The sequence below is a fragment of the Paeniglutamicibacter sp. NPDC091659 genome, from assembly GCF_044756805.1.
Lineage (GTDB): Bacteria > Actinomycetota > Actinomycetes > Actinomycetales > Micrococcaceae > Paeniglutamicibacter.
Genome location: NZ_JBIVTO010000002.1, coordinates 552,928 through 565,984, shown reverse-complemented (window position 1 = coordinate 565,984; position 13,057 = coordinate 552,928). Strand labels below are relative to the sequence as shown.

The following is a 13,057-nucleotide window of genomic DNA, read 5'->3' as shown; positions in this document are numbered from 1 at the left end:
CCCCCCCACCCACCGCCGGGGCGCGGGGCGCGACCAGCACCCCGCCTAACGGAACAACACTACCCCCCACACCCCCCCCCCCCCCCCCCCCAACCCCCCCCCCCCCCCCACCAACCAAAAAAAAAAAAACAAAAACAACCCCCCCCCCCCCCCCCCGCGCCACTGCTGGGCATCGGATTCGTGGTGTGCTGGTGCTTCGGGAGCGAGTTCACCGAAAGGCGGGAGGCCTGCCTGTTTGCCCTGGCCGTCGGCCTCCGGCGGATCGCCTACGCGAAGTTCGCGGTGATCCTGCTGTGGTCGATGGCCCTTTGCCTGGCGTGCATGGTGGTTTCGCTGGTGGCCGGACTCGTCATCGGCCTGGGTATGCCAGGCCAGGAGGCCCTGGTCGCCGTCGGCAAGGCGTGGTTCGTGGGCGTTCTCGCGGCTATGCTTGCTTGTCCGCTCGCCGTCGTGGCGAGCATGGCACGCGGGTACCTTCCGGGCATCGGAGGGCTCGTGTTGCTGGTCGTCATCACCCAGGTCGTGACGGCCTTCGGTGCCGGGGCATGGTTCCCTTACGCGGCACCGGGGTTGTGGATGGGCATGGGCGGTACTGCGGCCGCCGGCACCGTAAGCCCGTTGCAACTTTTCCTCTGCGTCCCGGTTTCCTTGATCGGCATCTCCGTGACCGGCCAATGGTGGAAACGCATGGAGATCAGCGCCGGTTGAGGGGACCGGTGTGCATGTTTCAGCGAGCCGGGCGGAAGGGGCCGCCCAAGACTTGTACGGGTGCCGAGCGGCCAGTAGCGTGATGAATAGTGGGCCTGCGGACCGCCGGCCCCCGTCGAGAGGACCCGCCATGCCGACCGTGATCGGTTACCACGACGTCAAGGACAAGGACCATTGGCTTGCTTCACCGAAGCGCGAAGAGGTTTTCGGACCTCTTGGCATCACCAACATCCGGACGTTCGTGGATCCCGGCAACCCGACGAAGGTCGCTGTGCTGATGGACGTCCCCGATCTGGACGCCCTGATGGAAGCCATGAAAACCGATGGCATGGCCGCGGCAATGGACTACGACGGCGTATTGGGTGAAACCTTGGTGATTCTCGTTGAGGCGTAGTTTTCATTTCCCGGAGGGGTGAAACCTGCCATGGGTGGGGAGTCGCTTCCGAAATTCTGAGGATGGCAAGCCCGGCCATCGTCACGCCGACACTCATGCGAGAATCATCGGCCGTTTTCCGGATGCCACCACATGAGGCGTGGACTCCCGACCGAACCAGACGGATCCATCCAGTGCTCGGGAATCGAGTGCTGTGAATCCGAGGCACCCTCGGTTCCGAATCGCCAGTGCCGACGGCACTGGCGATTCGGAACCCACTCATGATTGGGGCGGAGCCGTGCCGGCCAGCCGCCGAACAAGGGCCAGACCGACCGGAGTTCCGGGCCAATGCCGCTCCAGCGGAGCGTGGCCCGCCCTGCGGACGACCGAGCGCAGGACCAATGCCACGATGATGGCGTCGTCCGCGTACCCGATGACCGGAAGGAAATCCGGGACCAGGTCAATGGGTGAAACGAGGTAGACGAAAAGCAGGAGAAGCCGGACGCGGATTCCGCGCGGAAGGGTCCGGTCTGCGGCCAGCCGCCGCAGCAGTATCAGCAGGTCCGGCAGCAGTCGCAGGGATTCCTTGAAGCCCGCAGTCTCCGGGCGGCGGCGGGCGTAAAGAGCAAGCAAGACCAGCAGGGCGGCGTAGACCAGAACCACGCCGCCCACGACGGCGATCAGCGTGTCCCACACGTTCATGCGGCGGCTCCTTCGGGGCTGCTTGTGAATGGGCGGCGTGGTTCACGGATGGCGATGGGATGATCACCGGTCGATGCAAATGGTTGCCACGCCGCCATGCAATCATGTCGCCAAGGGGCAGCCAAATGAAAGTGGACCTTTCCAGGCAGGCTCCGGCCAATGTCCTTTGCTTTCGGTACGGCACCGGAATGCCCATTGCCTGCCCGGTGCGGATCCTGCCCCGCGCCATGGCGAGCATGCTCAACACCTTCCAACCGACGCCCGGACCTCGGGCGGCAGGGCCGCCGGCAGTATGCCGTGCATGGCCCTGCCGCTTGGGCTGCCGACCATTTCGGAGAGCCCGTATCCCGGCGAGCCACGAACCGTTGTAAGCGCAAAGCCGAAGGCCTACCATGTGCCTGAAGCCCCATTTCGGGGAACGGCTCCGGGACCTTCCCACCGTGAGCGTCGTGCGCACCGTAGGATCCCACGTCCCGGACATCACGGGACAGGAAAGACCATGACCAAGTATCTGTTCGAAGCGAACTACGTGGGCGAAGGCGTCAAGGGGCTCATGCGTGATGGCGGCACCAAGCGCCGCGATGCCGTCGACGAAGCCCTCAAGTCCGTGGGGGGCTCGCTCGAAAGCTTCTACTACGCATTCGGGGAGACCGACGTCCTGGGGGTCTTTGACATCCCGGACCAGGCCGGTGCCGTGGCGCTGTCCCTCATGGTCAATTCGACGGGCGCGGTGAACCTGCACCTGAAGCCGCTCATGACCCCGGAGGATATCGACGAAGCGGCCAAGAAGACGCCGTCATACCGGGCGCCGGGGCAATAAGCGGGCCGCCGCCGGCGACCCCGACGCAAAGGGTGTGCCGCCGATCCCGTTGGGGGATCGGCGGCACACCCTTGCCTTGCGGGAGACGCTAGACCGTGGCGCTTTCCAGTTCCTCTTCGCCGGCCCCGGCGAAGGACTGCGGTCCGTTGACCATGAGGCCCATCATGTCGAAGACCAGGGTTGCGGCGGCCAGCGAGGTGATGTCCGCGTGGTCGTAGGCCGGTGCGACCTCGACGACATCGGCGCCCACGATGTTGATTCCGTTCAGGCCGCGGATGAGCCGCAGCAATTCGCGGGAGTGCAACCCGCCCATTTCCGGGGTTCCCGTGCCCGGGGCGAACGCCGGGTCCAGGACGTCGATATCGACCGAAAGGTACACCGGGGTGTCGCCCAGGCGGTCCCTGATCTTCTGGATTGCCGCGGCGACGCCGATTTCGTCGATGTCGGTGCTGCGGATGATCTGGAAGCCGAACTCGTGGTCGCGCAGGAAGTCGTCCTTGTCGTAGACCGGCCCGCGGATGCCCACGTGCATGGACTTGTCCTCGATGAGCAGGCCCTCCTCGAAGGCCCGGCGGAACATCGTTCCGTGGGTGACCGGCTCGTCGAAGTAGGTGTCCCAGGTGTCCAAGTGGGCGTCGAAGTGGAGCAGTGCCACCGGACCGTGGACCTTGTTGACGGCCCGCAGTATGGGAAGGGCGATGGTGTGGTCGCCGCCGATGGCGATCACGCGCTTGTCCTTGGCCAGGAGCGGGAGCGCCTGTTCCTCGATCTGCTCGATGGCGCGGCCGATGTTGTACGGGGTGCAGGCCACGTCGCCGGCGTCGACGACCTGTGCCATTTCCACCGGAATGACGTCGAGTTCGACATGGTAGCCGGGGCGCAGCAGCCGCGAGGCCTCGCGGACCGCGGAGGGGCCGAAGCGGGCGCCGGGGCGGAAGGACGTGCCTCCGTCGAAGGGGACGCCCAGGATGGCAATGTCGTAGTCGGGGACCGCGTCGATCTGGGGAAGGCGGGCAAAGGTTCCCAAGCCGGCGAAGCGGGGTACCTTGGTTGCGTCTACCGGGCCGATGGGCTTGTGGGTGCTCATGACAGTTTTCCTTCTAGTTCGACGTTGAGTGGTTCAATGCTGGTTTGTTCAGGGTTCTCTGAGCGGCCGTCACGCGAGGTGGTCTCGGAGAGGCTGCGGTTGGCGGTTTCGGGCGCCAGCAGGAAGGTGGCGATGAGTCCGACCAAGGAGATGCCGGCGCCGATCAACAGTGCTCCGGCGGCGCCGAAGGAAATGATCGCCACGGGCATGAGGTAGGTGCTGGCGGCGGACCCGACGCGGCTGATGGCCGTCCCGAATCCCACGGCGGTGGCACGGATTTCCGTGGGGAAGAGCTCATTGGGGTACACGACCTCGAGGAAGCTCGAGGCGCCGGAGGCCAGTGCGAAGATGGCCAGTGCGGTGAAGAGCGTCTGGGGTGCGACGTTGGGGATGAAGGCCGGGGCCGCCAGGGCGACCACGATGATGCCGAAGGACCAGAGCAGGAGCTTGCGCCGGCCGATGCGTTCGACCAGCCACAGTCCGGGGATGCCGCCGACGACGAAGATCAGCGAAATCAGCAGCGAGCCGCCGTAGAGGTTTGCGTCCCCGTCCATGCCGAATGACGCCAGCAGGTCCGGTGCGAAGGTGTACACCGCAAAGAGCGGGATGACCTGCGCGGTCCAGAAGATCGAGACGAACAGCGTGCGCCGCCAGAATTTCCGGTTGAAGATGTCCGTGAACCTGGCCTGCTTGCTGCCGGGTTCGGTTGCTTCGCCCAGGGACTCGATGTCGTACTTCTCGCCGTAGACCTTCTTGATGACGGCACGGGCCTCGTCGACCCGGCCGCGGGAGAGCAGCCACCGCGGGGACTCGGGGGTCCCGAGCCGGAAGAGCAGGGTGATGATGGCAAAGATCGCGGGGCTGGCGAGCATGTAGCGCCACGCGTCGGGGCCGGCATCGCGCAGGGCGTAGCCCACCGCAAAGGCCGCGGCGGCGCCGATGGCCCAGACCACGAACGTCGCCCCAAGCAGCCGGCCGCGATGCTTCTTGGGCAGGAACTCGGCAAGCAGCGAGGTGGCGATGGGGTAGTCGGCGCCGATGGCAACACCCAGCAGGAAGCGCCAGAGCACCAGTTGCCTGATGTCGGTGGAGAATGCGCTGAGGATGGAGAAGGCGGCCAGGGCGATCAGGTCCAGGATGTACATGGTGTGGCGGCCGACCTTGTCGGTCACCCAGCCAAAGACGCCACCGCCGAAGAAGATGCCAACCAGGCTGGCCGCGCCGACCATGCCGATTTCCGAGGGCCCCAGGTCCAGCGCCGGGGTCATCGTGATGAGGGCGATTCCGATGATGGACAACGCGTAGCCGTCGATGAACGGTCCACCGGAGGAAAAGGTGGTCAGCTTCTTGTGGAATCGGGTCAGCGGCGCGTCATCAATGAGATGAACGGAGGAGCTCATTGCGACCCTTCTTTCTCTAAGTGCCCAGGTGCTGGGCGGGAAGTTTGTATCTCAATACTTAGTGACGGGGGTCACTCGATCAATCAACCGGTGTCAACAATTGAAACACCGCTCTAGACATTTGTATGAACGCCGGGATTCAATGGGTGTGCTTTGGATCCGATTGTGAAGGTGTGCAGAATGTCGATGACCGTGAAGGAGCTCCTCGCGGAGCCGCACCTGGGCCTGGGGATCCTGGCGGGCGAGGCCGGGCTGGACAATTCCATCACCTGGTCGCACACCTCCGACCTTCCCAATCTCTGGGAATGGATCTCCGGCGGGGTCCTGCTGATGACCAACGGGCTTTCGATCCCGGCCGATGCCTCGAGCCAGGTCGAGATGGCCCGAGCGCTGGTCACCTCGGGTGCCAGTGGCCTTGCCGTCGGCGAAAAAATGCATGCCCCGGCGTTCACTGATGAATTCCTCGAGGCCTGCGACTCGCTGCCGCTGCCCCTGATCAATGTTCCGTACCCCCTGCCGTTCATTGCGATATCCAGGTCCATTGCCGAGGCTGCGCTCCTGGAAGAATCCCGAAGGGTCAAGCAAACCGCGAGGATCTATGACCTTCTGCGCAAGGCTACGACTCCGGGTGAAACGTGGAGCGAACTATTGGCCGGCATTGGCGGGGAACTCTCCGCGCGGCTGTTTGTGGTTGACCGCAGGTGCCTGCATCCCTGGCAACCCGGGGACCGGGGGCTGCCGAAAGAGGCTATCCGGCAGGTGGCAGAGGCCAGTGAAAAGTCCGAGGTCGGATCCCGGCATTTCCACTGGAGCCAGGACGGCGGGCGGTCGGTGCTGCTCATGGACATTCCCACGCACGGACACGCGATGCTGGTGGTGTTGCCGGAATCCGAGTCGACTCCGGATGGTGTGGTGCTTTTGCACGCTGCCACGGTGCTTGGCCTGGGGCTGTCCCGCTCGGCGCTGGCCATGGAAGGCAGGTATCGCACCGGCGGCGAATTCTTGCTGCAGGCTTTCGGTGGACGTATGGGGGCCGCCGAGGCCGCCCGGCGACTCGCGGACTTTTCGCTTCCCGAGGAAGGGGCTCGGGTGCTTTCGCTGGCTTCGCGGCCGGGGTTCAACCTGCCCGAGGTGCATCGTGCGCTGTGGCGCCACGGGGTCAATAGCGTCTGTGTCGACGGCGGGGAAAGGCTTCACCTGCTCGTTTCCGCGGAAACTTCCGTCGAGTCGCTTCTGCACGTCATTGATGCCGATATTTCACTGGGGCTGAGCACGTCCGTGGGCGCCTCGGATCTCCAGCGTGCATTGCGCGAGTCCGTGTGGGCGCTTGGCATGGCGCGCGCCGGAGGGTCGCGTCATGCCCTGTATTCGACGGAGACTTCCTGGTTCGGTCTCAACGGGTACCGCGAAGGCGAGGCGCTGGTCCATCGGTTGCTTGGCCCCTTGCTGGAATACGACCGCACCCATGGTGCCGAACTGATGGCGACATTGGGTTCCTATCTCAAGAACCAGCGTTCGGCGCAGAAGGCCGCGACAGAGCTTTTTACGCATCGGCAAACCGTCATCTACAGGATTCGAAAGATCGCCGAACTGACGGGATTGGACTTGGCCGAAACGGCCTCGGTGGCGCAGCTGTGGCTGGCGGTGCAGGCCCGGGATTCCCTGGAAGTGGAAGGTCTTGCGGGCGGCGTCTGAGTCCGAAGAAATTAATGGTTGTAGCTTCAACCAAATTGTGCGATACTTGGAGCAAGAACAATTCCACCTCCACGCAGAATGGATCGCCAGCCATGAGCACCACCCAAGACCAGCTCTCCGCAGACCTCGCAATGGGCACCGTGATGCTCAAGGTCGGCGACATGAAGAACATGAGCGGCTACTACCAGAAGGCGCTTGGCCTTGAAGTTGTCTCCGAATCCGCGCAGGGAGTGGGACTGGGCCGCCAGGGCCTGGAACTCGTCCACCTCTCCGAGGGGAAAGGCCTGAACCTGCCCGGCCGCGGCGAGGCCGGCCTCTTCCACACCGCACTGCTCTTCGACACCCAGGCCGACCTGGCCGCCACGGTGCTCTCCGCCGCCCAGTTCGACGGCTCGCTGTTCACCGGCAGCTCCGACCACTTGGTCTCCGAGGCCTTCTACTTCAACGACCCCGAGGGCAACGGCATCGAGCTGTACTTCGACCGCCCGCGCGACACCTGGAAGTGGACCGGCGACACCATCGCCATGGACACCATCCACCTGGACCCGAACGACTACCTGAACAAGCACCTGAGCGAGCAGGCTGTCAGCGAATTGCGCACGACCCGCGCGGGAATCGGCCACGTGCACCTGCAGGTGGGCGACGTGCCGATGGCCGAAAAGTTCTACGTCGACACCCTCGGCTTTGCCAAGACCACCAGCTTCCACGGCCAGGCACTGTTCGTCTCGGCCGGCGGCTACCACCACCACATGGCCATGAACGTGTGGAACTCCCGCGGCGCCGGCCCGCGCAAGGACACCCTGGGCCTGGGCGAGGTGCTGATCACCGTCCCGAACGCCGACGAGGTGGGCGCGCTCGCCGACCGGCTCAAGGTTGCCGGTGTCGCCAGCCACCACACGGGCGCCGAACTGCGCTTCGAGGATCCGTGGCGCAACCAGCTGCGCGTCGCCGTCGGCTGAGACTACGCTACGTTGACATGTGCGCCGGAACCCCCGATTGCCATTAGGCACCCGGGTGGAGTCGCCATCGATCGAACCTTGCACCCGTCATGAGTGACGGCGAATGCGGCTCCGGAAGGCCGGGGCCGCATTCGCCGTTTCCGGGTGCCCGCCGGCAACGTGGACAGAAGCCGCTCCGGGGCCATGACCCATTGCACGGGTTGCTTTGACCGGGCCGTCCGGCCATATGCGCCGGCATCCAATCACGGGACTCGATGCGGCAATGCCTGCCTCCGCGGGGTTGGAAATGCGAGCCAGGCCCAAGGCAACAGGGAAGCGCATGCGGCGCCGGAACGGGGCTGCACTGGAACCGCTACTCCATCGGCGGCGGCGGGGCACCGTTCGGCGGGGGAGATGCCAGTCCCGTGGGAACATCTGCCCAGGCCTGATCGTCAGGTCCCTGGTCCAGCCGGAAGGGCGGGTATTCGTCCCGCAGGAGCAGCGTGTAGGTCAGGACGCGGTATACCCAGCGGTTGATTCCCATGACCAGGTCGAAGAGCGGACGCTGGTACCGGCCGGTGAACAGGAGCATGATGGCCGCGATGAGCACCAGGATGCCCAACAGCGAGAATCCGGCAGCGTTCCCGTAGTCCTCTGGCCAGCTGCCGCCCCCCGATGGCGCGGTGTCGTTGCCGTTCGATGATGCCCAGACGCTGCCGGTGAAGATGGAGACGATGAGCAGGTGGGGGATGGCCAGCAGCCACCATTTGACCAGGACCAGCCCCCGGGAGAGCTTTTCGGGGTAGTCGACCTCGAAGTCGGCGGGGTAGTCGGTGGCGGCAAGGGTGAACGGCGGGTACTTGTCCGTGCCCAAGGCCGAATAGGTGTAGAACGACACCCGCCAGCTCCAGCGCAGGACGCCGACCGCGAAGTTGAACAGCGGGCGCGGGTAGCGGCCCGTGAACAGGACGGCGAAGCCGGAAACGATCGTGGTGATGAGGACGGCGAACCACAGGAAAAACAGGATGATGAAATGGGGCACGGCCAATAGCCACTTGACCAGCCACAGCCAGCGGGACAGCGGGGGATCGAGATGGCCGGAAAGCCGCGCGGGGTATTCCTTCCCCGTGGCCGGGCCCGAGACCGATTGGCCGCGCGTCCCCCTGCCGAGGACGACGGCGCCGAGTGCTACCAATCCGGCGCCAATGGCCAGGGCGATGATTCCCACGATCCACAGCACGGGGGAGAACGCCCCGAAAAGATCGGAGCGGACCGCGGCCTGCATGTTGGCCGTGATCCCGGCGGATGCGTCGGCATTCATGATCACGACGACCCAGTCGCCGCTGCGCAGGTCAACGGTCACCTGCTGGGTGCCGGGCCCGGACGCGGAGGCTGCCCAGAAGCCCTGACCGTCCGGAGGGGAGGGAACTGCGGTTCCCGGCACGTCCCGGTACTGGACCCGGAATGGCGAGCTTTCCACGCCGGCGACCTCGGTGGTGTGGACGCCGGCGAGGTACCTGTCGACATCGCTCTTGGGGCCAACGCCGATGAAGACCTGGCCGCCGGGTGCCGTGGACTCGGCCGAGAGCCGCAGGCTGCCCAGGTTGTGGGGAATCGTGTCGGTGCCGATCCGGGCGGGGGGAGAGGTCAGTGCGTAGGACGTGGCGGAGAATCCACGCGTCGGGGTACTGAGATAGCCGTCCGGTCCTTGTTTGGACAGGACCGCGGCCGAGGCGGCGCCGCCGATGATCGCTCCGATGCCAACCAGCGCGAGCAGGAGGCCCAGCACCAGGGCGATGACTGCGCCCACGGCTGTGTTGCGGGCAGCGCCCGGGCCGGGCGTCCCGCCCTCGGTCGTTGGATTGACCGTCATGTCATCACACCCCATTCGTTGTTTGCCACTCTTGCGGAACCTTCTACCCGCAACCAGAGGCAAAGGTCATCGCCCCGAGGTGATAGTCCCGCTGCCGAGATGGGCTTCGGCCCGGCTGCGCGGGTCCTTGGCCCCGGGCTGCGGCCCAGGCTTGCCACGTGGCAGGGATCGGGCCCGAAAAACACCGGGGGCAGAACCGCCGGTGCCCGATGCCGCAATCTTCCTCCCGCCGGCGGTCACTTCACAAGGCCCGCAGCCGGGCGATCCCCGCCTTGGCCTTCGCCATGGCCGCGTTCCCGCCCACGGGATCGGGTGTGAAACCGATTTTGCCGGTTCGTCCGAACGCGGGCGAGTCCGCGGGGGCAAGCACGCCGACCGCACGCGGTCCGAGGCGGATCGTTGCCGGAAGCGGGCCGGCCATCTCACCGTCGGCGTAGATGTTCAGCGGCTTGTTGGCGCTGATCGTCAGGTTGCTGCCGCGCGTGAAACCGATGTTGGCCTGCCCGAGGTGGCTGCCCCGGTAGGAACGCAGGAACGTCAACGCAACGCCGAGGGCCGTGGCGCGCCCCAGCGAGACGACGTCCAGCAGGCCGTCGTCCGCCTTCGCCTCCGGGCAGATGCGCAGCCCGCCGCCGTACTGGCCGACGTTTCCCACGGCGATGAACCAGCCCGGGAAGATCGAGGACCGCCCGTCCACGGTGAGCGTGAACCTCACGTTCCGCCAGAGCACCAGGGCCTTGAGCCCTCCGTAGAGGTAGGTGAACGGGCCGAGGTTCATCCGGGCGCTGTTGCCGTACTCGTTGGCAAGCCCGTCGAACCCGACGTTTGCCACGCCGAGGTAGGCGCGCCCGTTGACGAGGCCCAGGTCCAGCGCGCGCACCGCAAGGCCGTTGATGCCCCCGATGGTCTTGGCGGGGTCGAGGTCCAGCCCCAGTCGCCTGATGGTGTCGTTTCCCCGGCCGCCGGCCAGCGGCAGGAGGACCGCCCCGGAATCCGCGGCACCGGCCGCGGCGGCCCCCAGGAAGCCGTCCCCGCCGAGGACCGCCACCAGCGAGCCCCTGGGCGCGGTGCGGGCCCGTTCGGTGGCCTGTTCAAGGCTGTCGGTGACCGAAACCTGCACGGTGAACCCGGCATCTTCCAGCGCCCCGAGGGCCCGCGGCAGCAGGCGCAGCCCGCGGCCGCGCCCCGCCGTCGGATTGACCAGGAGCAGTACCGGTCCGCCGGCGAAGCCGCTCATGGCGCCGTTCCTTCACTGCGCGTTCCCTTGCTGTCCGCGGTTCCCTCGCTGCGCCCGTCGAGGCCGATCGCCAGGATGAGTCCGGCCCGCTCGCGGGCCCTGGCCGCGTCCTCCGGCACCAGGGCCAGTCGGGTGCGCCGGTCCAGCAGGTCGTCGATGCTCGAGGCGCCCTCCGCGCGCACCGCGAACAGCAGCTCGGCGCCCGTGATCTCGGTGCCCTCGAAGATCGGCTCCGCCATCAGCGGGTCCTCCAACGCGAGGCGATGCACGGCCTGCGCTTCCGTCCCGTACTTCCGGACGAGCCGTGCGGGCGCGTCGATTCCCTTCAGGACCTTCCGGCGCGCCGCGCCCACCAGCGGCAGGCTTCGCGTGCGGCTTTGTTCCGCGGAGCCAAGCCGGGCGGCCACCGCGTCCACGGCGTCCTGGGCCATCCTCCGGTAGGTGGTGAGCTTGCCGCCCACCACGGTGATCGGCTGCCCCGGGGTGTCGGTGACCAGGTGCCGCCGGGAGATGTCGGCGGTGCCTTCCCTGCCGCCCACGTGTTTGTCCCGCACCAGCGGGCGCAGCCCGGCGAAGATGCCCACCACGTCCGCGCGGGTCAGCGGCACGGCCAGCGCGGTGTTGACGACGCCCAGCAGGAAGTCGATGTCGTGTTCCGGCACGGCGGGGCGGTGGCCGTCGGCCTGGCGGTCTTCCTCGTCGGTCAGGCCGATGTAGACGAGACCCGTGGGCTGCGGCAGCACGATCACGTACCTGCCGAAATGCCCCGGGACCTGGACGGTGTGCGCGGCATGGGGGTTGCCCAGTCGAGCGGAGCGCACCACCAGGTGGGTCCCGCGGCTGGGGGTCAGCTCGAGGGTGTCGTCGAAGCCGGCGGCCCAGACGCCGGTGGCGTTCACCACGGCCCGCGCCGTGATCTCCACGGGCTCGCCGGTGCGGGTGTCGGTCGCCGTGACGGAGGTGGCGCCCAGGGCCGTCGCCTTCACGTCGCGCATCACGTGCGCGCCGAGCCCGGCGGCGGTCCGCAGCACGCCGAGCACCAGCCGGGCGTCGTCGAACACCTGGCCGTCCCAGTAGAGCAGCCCGCGGCGCAGGCTCTTGGCCTCCAGCGCCGGGACCATGGCGGAGACCGCCTGGCTGGTCAGCAGTTGCGGGCGCGGAAGCGTGGTGCTGCGCAGCCCCGAGGCGCGGCGTAGAAGGTCGTAAAGCACCACGCCGGCCCCGGCGACCATGGCCTCGTGGGCGGGGGAGTCCTTGGCGTCCGGGATGATGAAGCCCAGCGGGTGCACCAGGTGCGGGGCGATGCTCTGCATGAGCCAGCGGCGCTCCACCGCGGACTCCCAGGCGACCGGGAAGTCGGCCTTGGTCAGGTAGCGCAGCCCGCCGTGGACCAGCTTGGAGCTGTAGCCGCTGGTGCCGGAGCCGAAGTCGTTGCTTTCAATGAGCGCCACGCTCAACCCGCGGCTCACCGCGTCCAGGGCAACCCCGGCCCCGGTGATGCCGCCGCCCACCACCGCCACGTCGACGGTGTTTGCGGCCACGTGCCCCAGCGCGCGCGAACGTGTTGCGTCGTTGATCCAGGTCTTGTCCGTGCTTGCTGTGCGAGTGCTTGTGGTGTCGGGGTGCGGCTTCGTCATGCCGCGCTCCCGGGGGTGAGGTACCGATCAAGCATTTTCCGCAGCTCGGCCAGGGACTCGTCGAAGGTGCCGAGCTTCAGCAGGACCTTCGAGGACAGGGACACGCCCTGCAGCGCCAGCAGCAGCGTGGTCGCCGTGCCGGCCCCCGCCTCGATGCTCCCGTCGGCGGCGCCGAGCTCGATCAGCGAGCCGATCTGCTCGAGGATCAATTGCTGGCTGGAGCCGAACCTGTCCGTCACGTAGGGGATCAGGAACTCCGGGTCGCGCTCGCCGATGGACGCCAGCAGCGGCGAGGTGGCGAACACCTTCACGCTTTCGACGGCGAAGTGGACCAGCTGCTCGCGCCCGGTCCCCTCGGGGGTGCCTGTCCGCAGGGTGGCCGCGTGGGAACGGAACTCTCGGGTGAGGGTCTGCAGCACCGCGTTCTCGACCGAGCCCATGCGCCGGTAGAACGTCATGCGGGAAACGCCCGCGCGCTCGGCGATGTCATTGGCGGTGGTCCGTCGCACGCCGTGGAGGATCACCGAGTCCCGGGTGGCGGTGAGCAACTTTTCGTCGCTTTGCATGATGGTACGTTGTGACGGCAT

The 13,057-nt window shown here is 66.9% G+C and carries 12 protein-coding genes; 5 read left to right on the top strand and 7 right to left on the bottom strand.

Translation table 11 applies throughout. The features are described 5' to 3' along the window. Positions 1–180 precede the first annotated feature (180 nt). Complete coding sequence (locus ACIQLF_RS07670) at positions 181–708, top strand: ABC transporter permease (protein WP_400296370.1); 528 nt, start codon at positions 181–183, stop codon at positions 706–708. Between the two features lie 130 nt (positions 709–838). After that, positions 839–1,102: a hypothetical protein gene (locus ACIQLF_RS07665; protein ID WP_400296367.1), complete on the top strand. Its 264-nt coding sequence runs from the start codon at positions 839–841 to the stop codon at positions 1,100–1,102. A gap of 258 nt (positions 1,103–1,360) precedes the next feature. Here ACIQLF_RS07665 and ACIQLF_RS07660 read toward each other — a convergent pair whose 3' ends face one another. After that, a complete protein-coding gene (locus ACIQLF_RS07660) occupies positions 1,361–1,783 on the bottom strand; it encodes a YkvA family protein (RefSeq protein WP_400296364.1) in 423 nt (140 codons plus the stop codon). Between the two features lie 499 nt (positions 1,784–2,282). Here ACIQLF_RS07660 and ACIQLF_RS07655 point away from each other — a divergent pair, with 499 nt between their 5' ends. Continuing rightward, positions 2,283–2,603, top strand: a complete 321-nt coding sequence (locus ACIQLF_RS07655; RefSeq protein WP_400296361.1) for a GYD domain-containing protein — start codon at positions 2,283–2,285, stop codon at positions 2,601–2,603. An 88-nt stretch (positions 2,604–2,691) separates the two neighbouring features. Here ACIQLF_RS07655 and speB read toward each other — a convergent pair whose 3' ends face one another. Beyond that, positions 2,692–3,690, bottom strand: a complete 999-nt coding sequence (speB, locus tag ACIQLF_RS07650) for an agmatinase (protein ID WP_400296359.1) — start codon at positions 3,688–3,690, stop codon at positions 2,692–2,694. Continuing rightward, a complete protein-coding gene (locus tag ACIQLF_RS07645; protein WP_400296357.1) occupies positions 3,687–5,090 on the bottom strand; it encodes an MFS transporter in 1,404 nt (467 codons plus the stop codon). The genes speB and ACIQLF_RS07645 overlap by 4 nt, the downstream gene beginning before the upstream one ends. A 180-nt stretch (positions 5,091–5,270) precedes the next feature. Here ACIQLF_RS07645 and ACIQLF_RS07640 point away from each other — a divergent pair, with 180 nt between their 5' ends. Next, complete coding sequence (locus ACIQLF_RS07640; protein WP_400296355.1) at positions 5,271–6,785, top strand: PucR family transcriptional regulator; 1,515 nt, start codon at positions 5,271–5,273, stop codon at positions 6,783–6,785. Positions 6,786–6,877: 92 nt separating this feature from the next. After that, entirely contained in the window at positions 6,878–7,744 is an 867-nt protein-coding gene (locus ACIQLF_RS07635; protein WP_400296353.1) for a VOC family protein, read from the top strand. 352 nt (positions 7,745–8,096) lie between these two features. On the opposite strand, the gene ACIQLF_RS07630 is transcribed toward ACIQLF_RS07635, so the two are convergent. From ACIQLF_RS07630 to ACIQLF_RS07615, 4 genes are all read right to left on the bottom strand, one after another. Continuing rightward, a complete protein-coding gene (locus ACIQLF_RS07630; RefSeq protein WP_400296351.1) occupies positions 8,097–9,596 on the bottom strand; it encodes a DUF4389 domain-containing protein in 1,500 nt (499 codons plus the stop codon). A 241-nt stretch (positions 9,597–9,837) separates the two neighbouring features. Continuing rightward, positions 9,838–10,833 carry a diacylglycerol/lipid kinase family protein gene (locus ACIQLF_RS07625; RefSeq protein ID WP_400296348.1) on the bottom strand — a complete coding sequence of 332 codons (996 nt, stop codon included), beginning with the start codon at positions 10,831–10,833 and terminating at the stop codon, positions 9,838–9,840. Further along, the gene (locus tag ACIQLF_RS07620) at positions 10,830–12,470 is read right to left on the bottom strand and encodes an FAD-dependent oxidoreductase (RefSeq protein WP_400296345.1); all 1,641 of its coding nucleotides are present in this window, start codon (positions 12,468–12,470) and stop codon (positions 10,830–10,832) included. Before ACIQLF_RS07620 ends, ACIQLF_RS07625 begins: the two co-directional genes overlap by 4 nt. Beyond that, complete coding sequence (locus ACIQLF_RS07615; RefSeq protein WP_400296343.1) at positions 12,467–13,057, bottom strand: TetR/AcrR family transcriptional regulator; 591 nt, start codon at positions 13,055–13,057, stop codon at positions 12,467–12,469. The genes ACIQLF_RS07620 and ACIQLF_RS07615 overlap by 4 nt, the downstream gene beginning before the upstream one ends.

Excerpts from the sequence above, each read along its gene's own strand:
- ACIQLF_RS07665 (WP_400296367.1), top strand. The coding sequence starts at position 839 with ATGCCGACCGTGATCGGTTACCACGACGTCAAGGACAAGGACCATTGG.
- ACIQLF_RS07660 (WP_400296364.1), bottom strand. The coding sequence starts at position 1,783 with ATGAACGTGTGGGACACGCTGATCGCCGTCGTGGGCGGCGTGGTTCTG.
- ACIQLF_RS07655 (WP_400296361.1), top strand. The coding sequence starts at position 2,283 with ATGACCAAGTATCTGTTCGAAGCGAACTACGTGGGCGAAGGCGTCAAG.
- speB (WP_400296359.1), bottom strand. The coding sequence starts at position 3,690 with ATGAGCACCCACAAGCCCATCGGCCCGGTAGACGCAACCAAGGTACCC.
- ACIQLF_RS07645 (WP_400296357.1), bottom strand. The coding sequence starts at position 5,090 with ATGAGCTCCTCCGTTCATCTCATTGATGACGCGCCGCTGACCCGATTC.
- ACIQLF_RS07640 (WP_400296355.1), top strand. The coding sequence starts at position 5,271 with ATGTCGATGACCGTGAAGGAGCTCCTCGCGGAGCCGCACCTGGGCCTG.
- ACIQLF_RS07635 (WP_400296353.1), top strand. The coding sequence starts at position 6,878 with ATGAGCACCACCCAAGACCAGCTCTCCGCAGACCTCGCAATGGGCACC.
- ACIQLF_RS07630 (WP_400296351.1), bottom strand. The coding sequence starts at position 9,596 with ATGACGGTCAATCCAACGACCGAGGGCGGGACGCCCGGCCCGGGCGCT.
- ACIQLF_RS07625 (WP_400296348.1), bottom strand. The coding sequence starts at position 10,833 with ATGAGCGGCTTCGCCGGCGGACCGGTACTGCTCCTGGTCAATCCGACG.
- ACIQLF_RS07620 (WP_400296345.1), bottom strand. The coding sequence starts at position 12,470 with ATGACGAAGCCGCACCCCGACACCACAAGCACTCGCACAGCAAGCACG.
- ACIQLF_RS07615 (WP_400296343.1), bottom strand. The coding sequence starts at position 13,057 with ATGCCGTCACAACGTACCATCATGCAAAGCGACGAAAAGTTGCTCACC.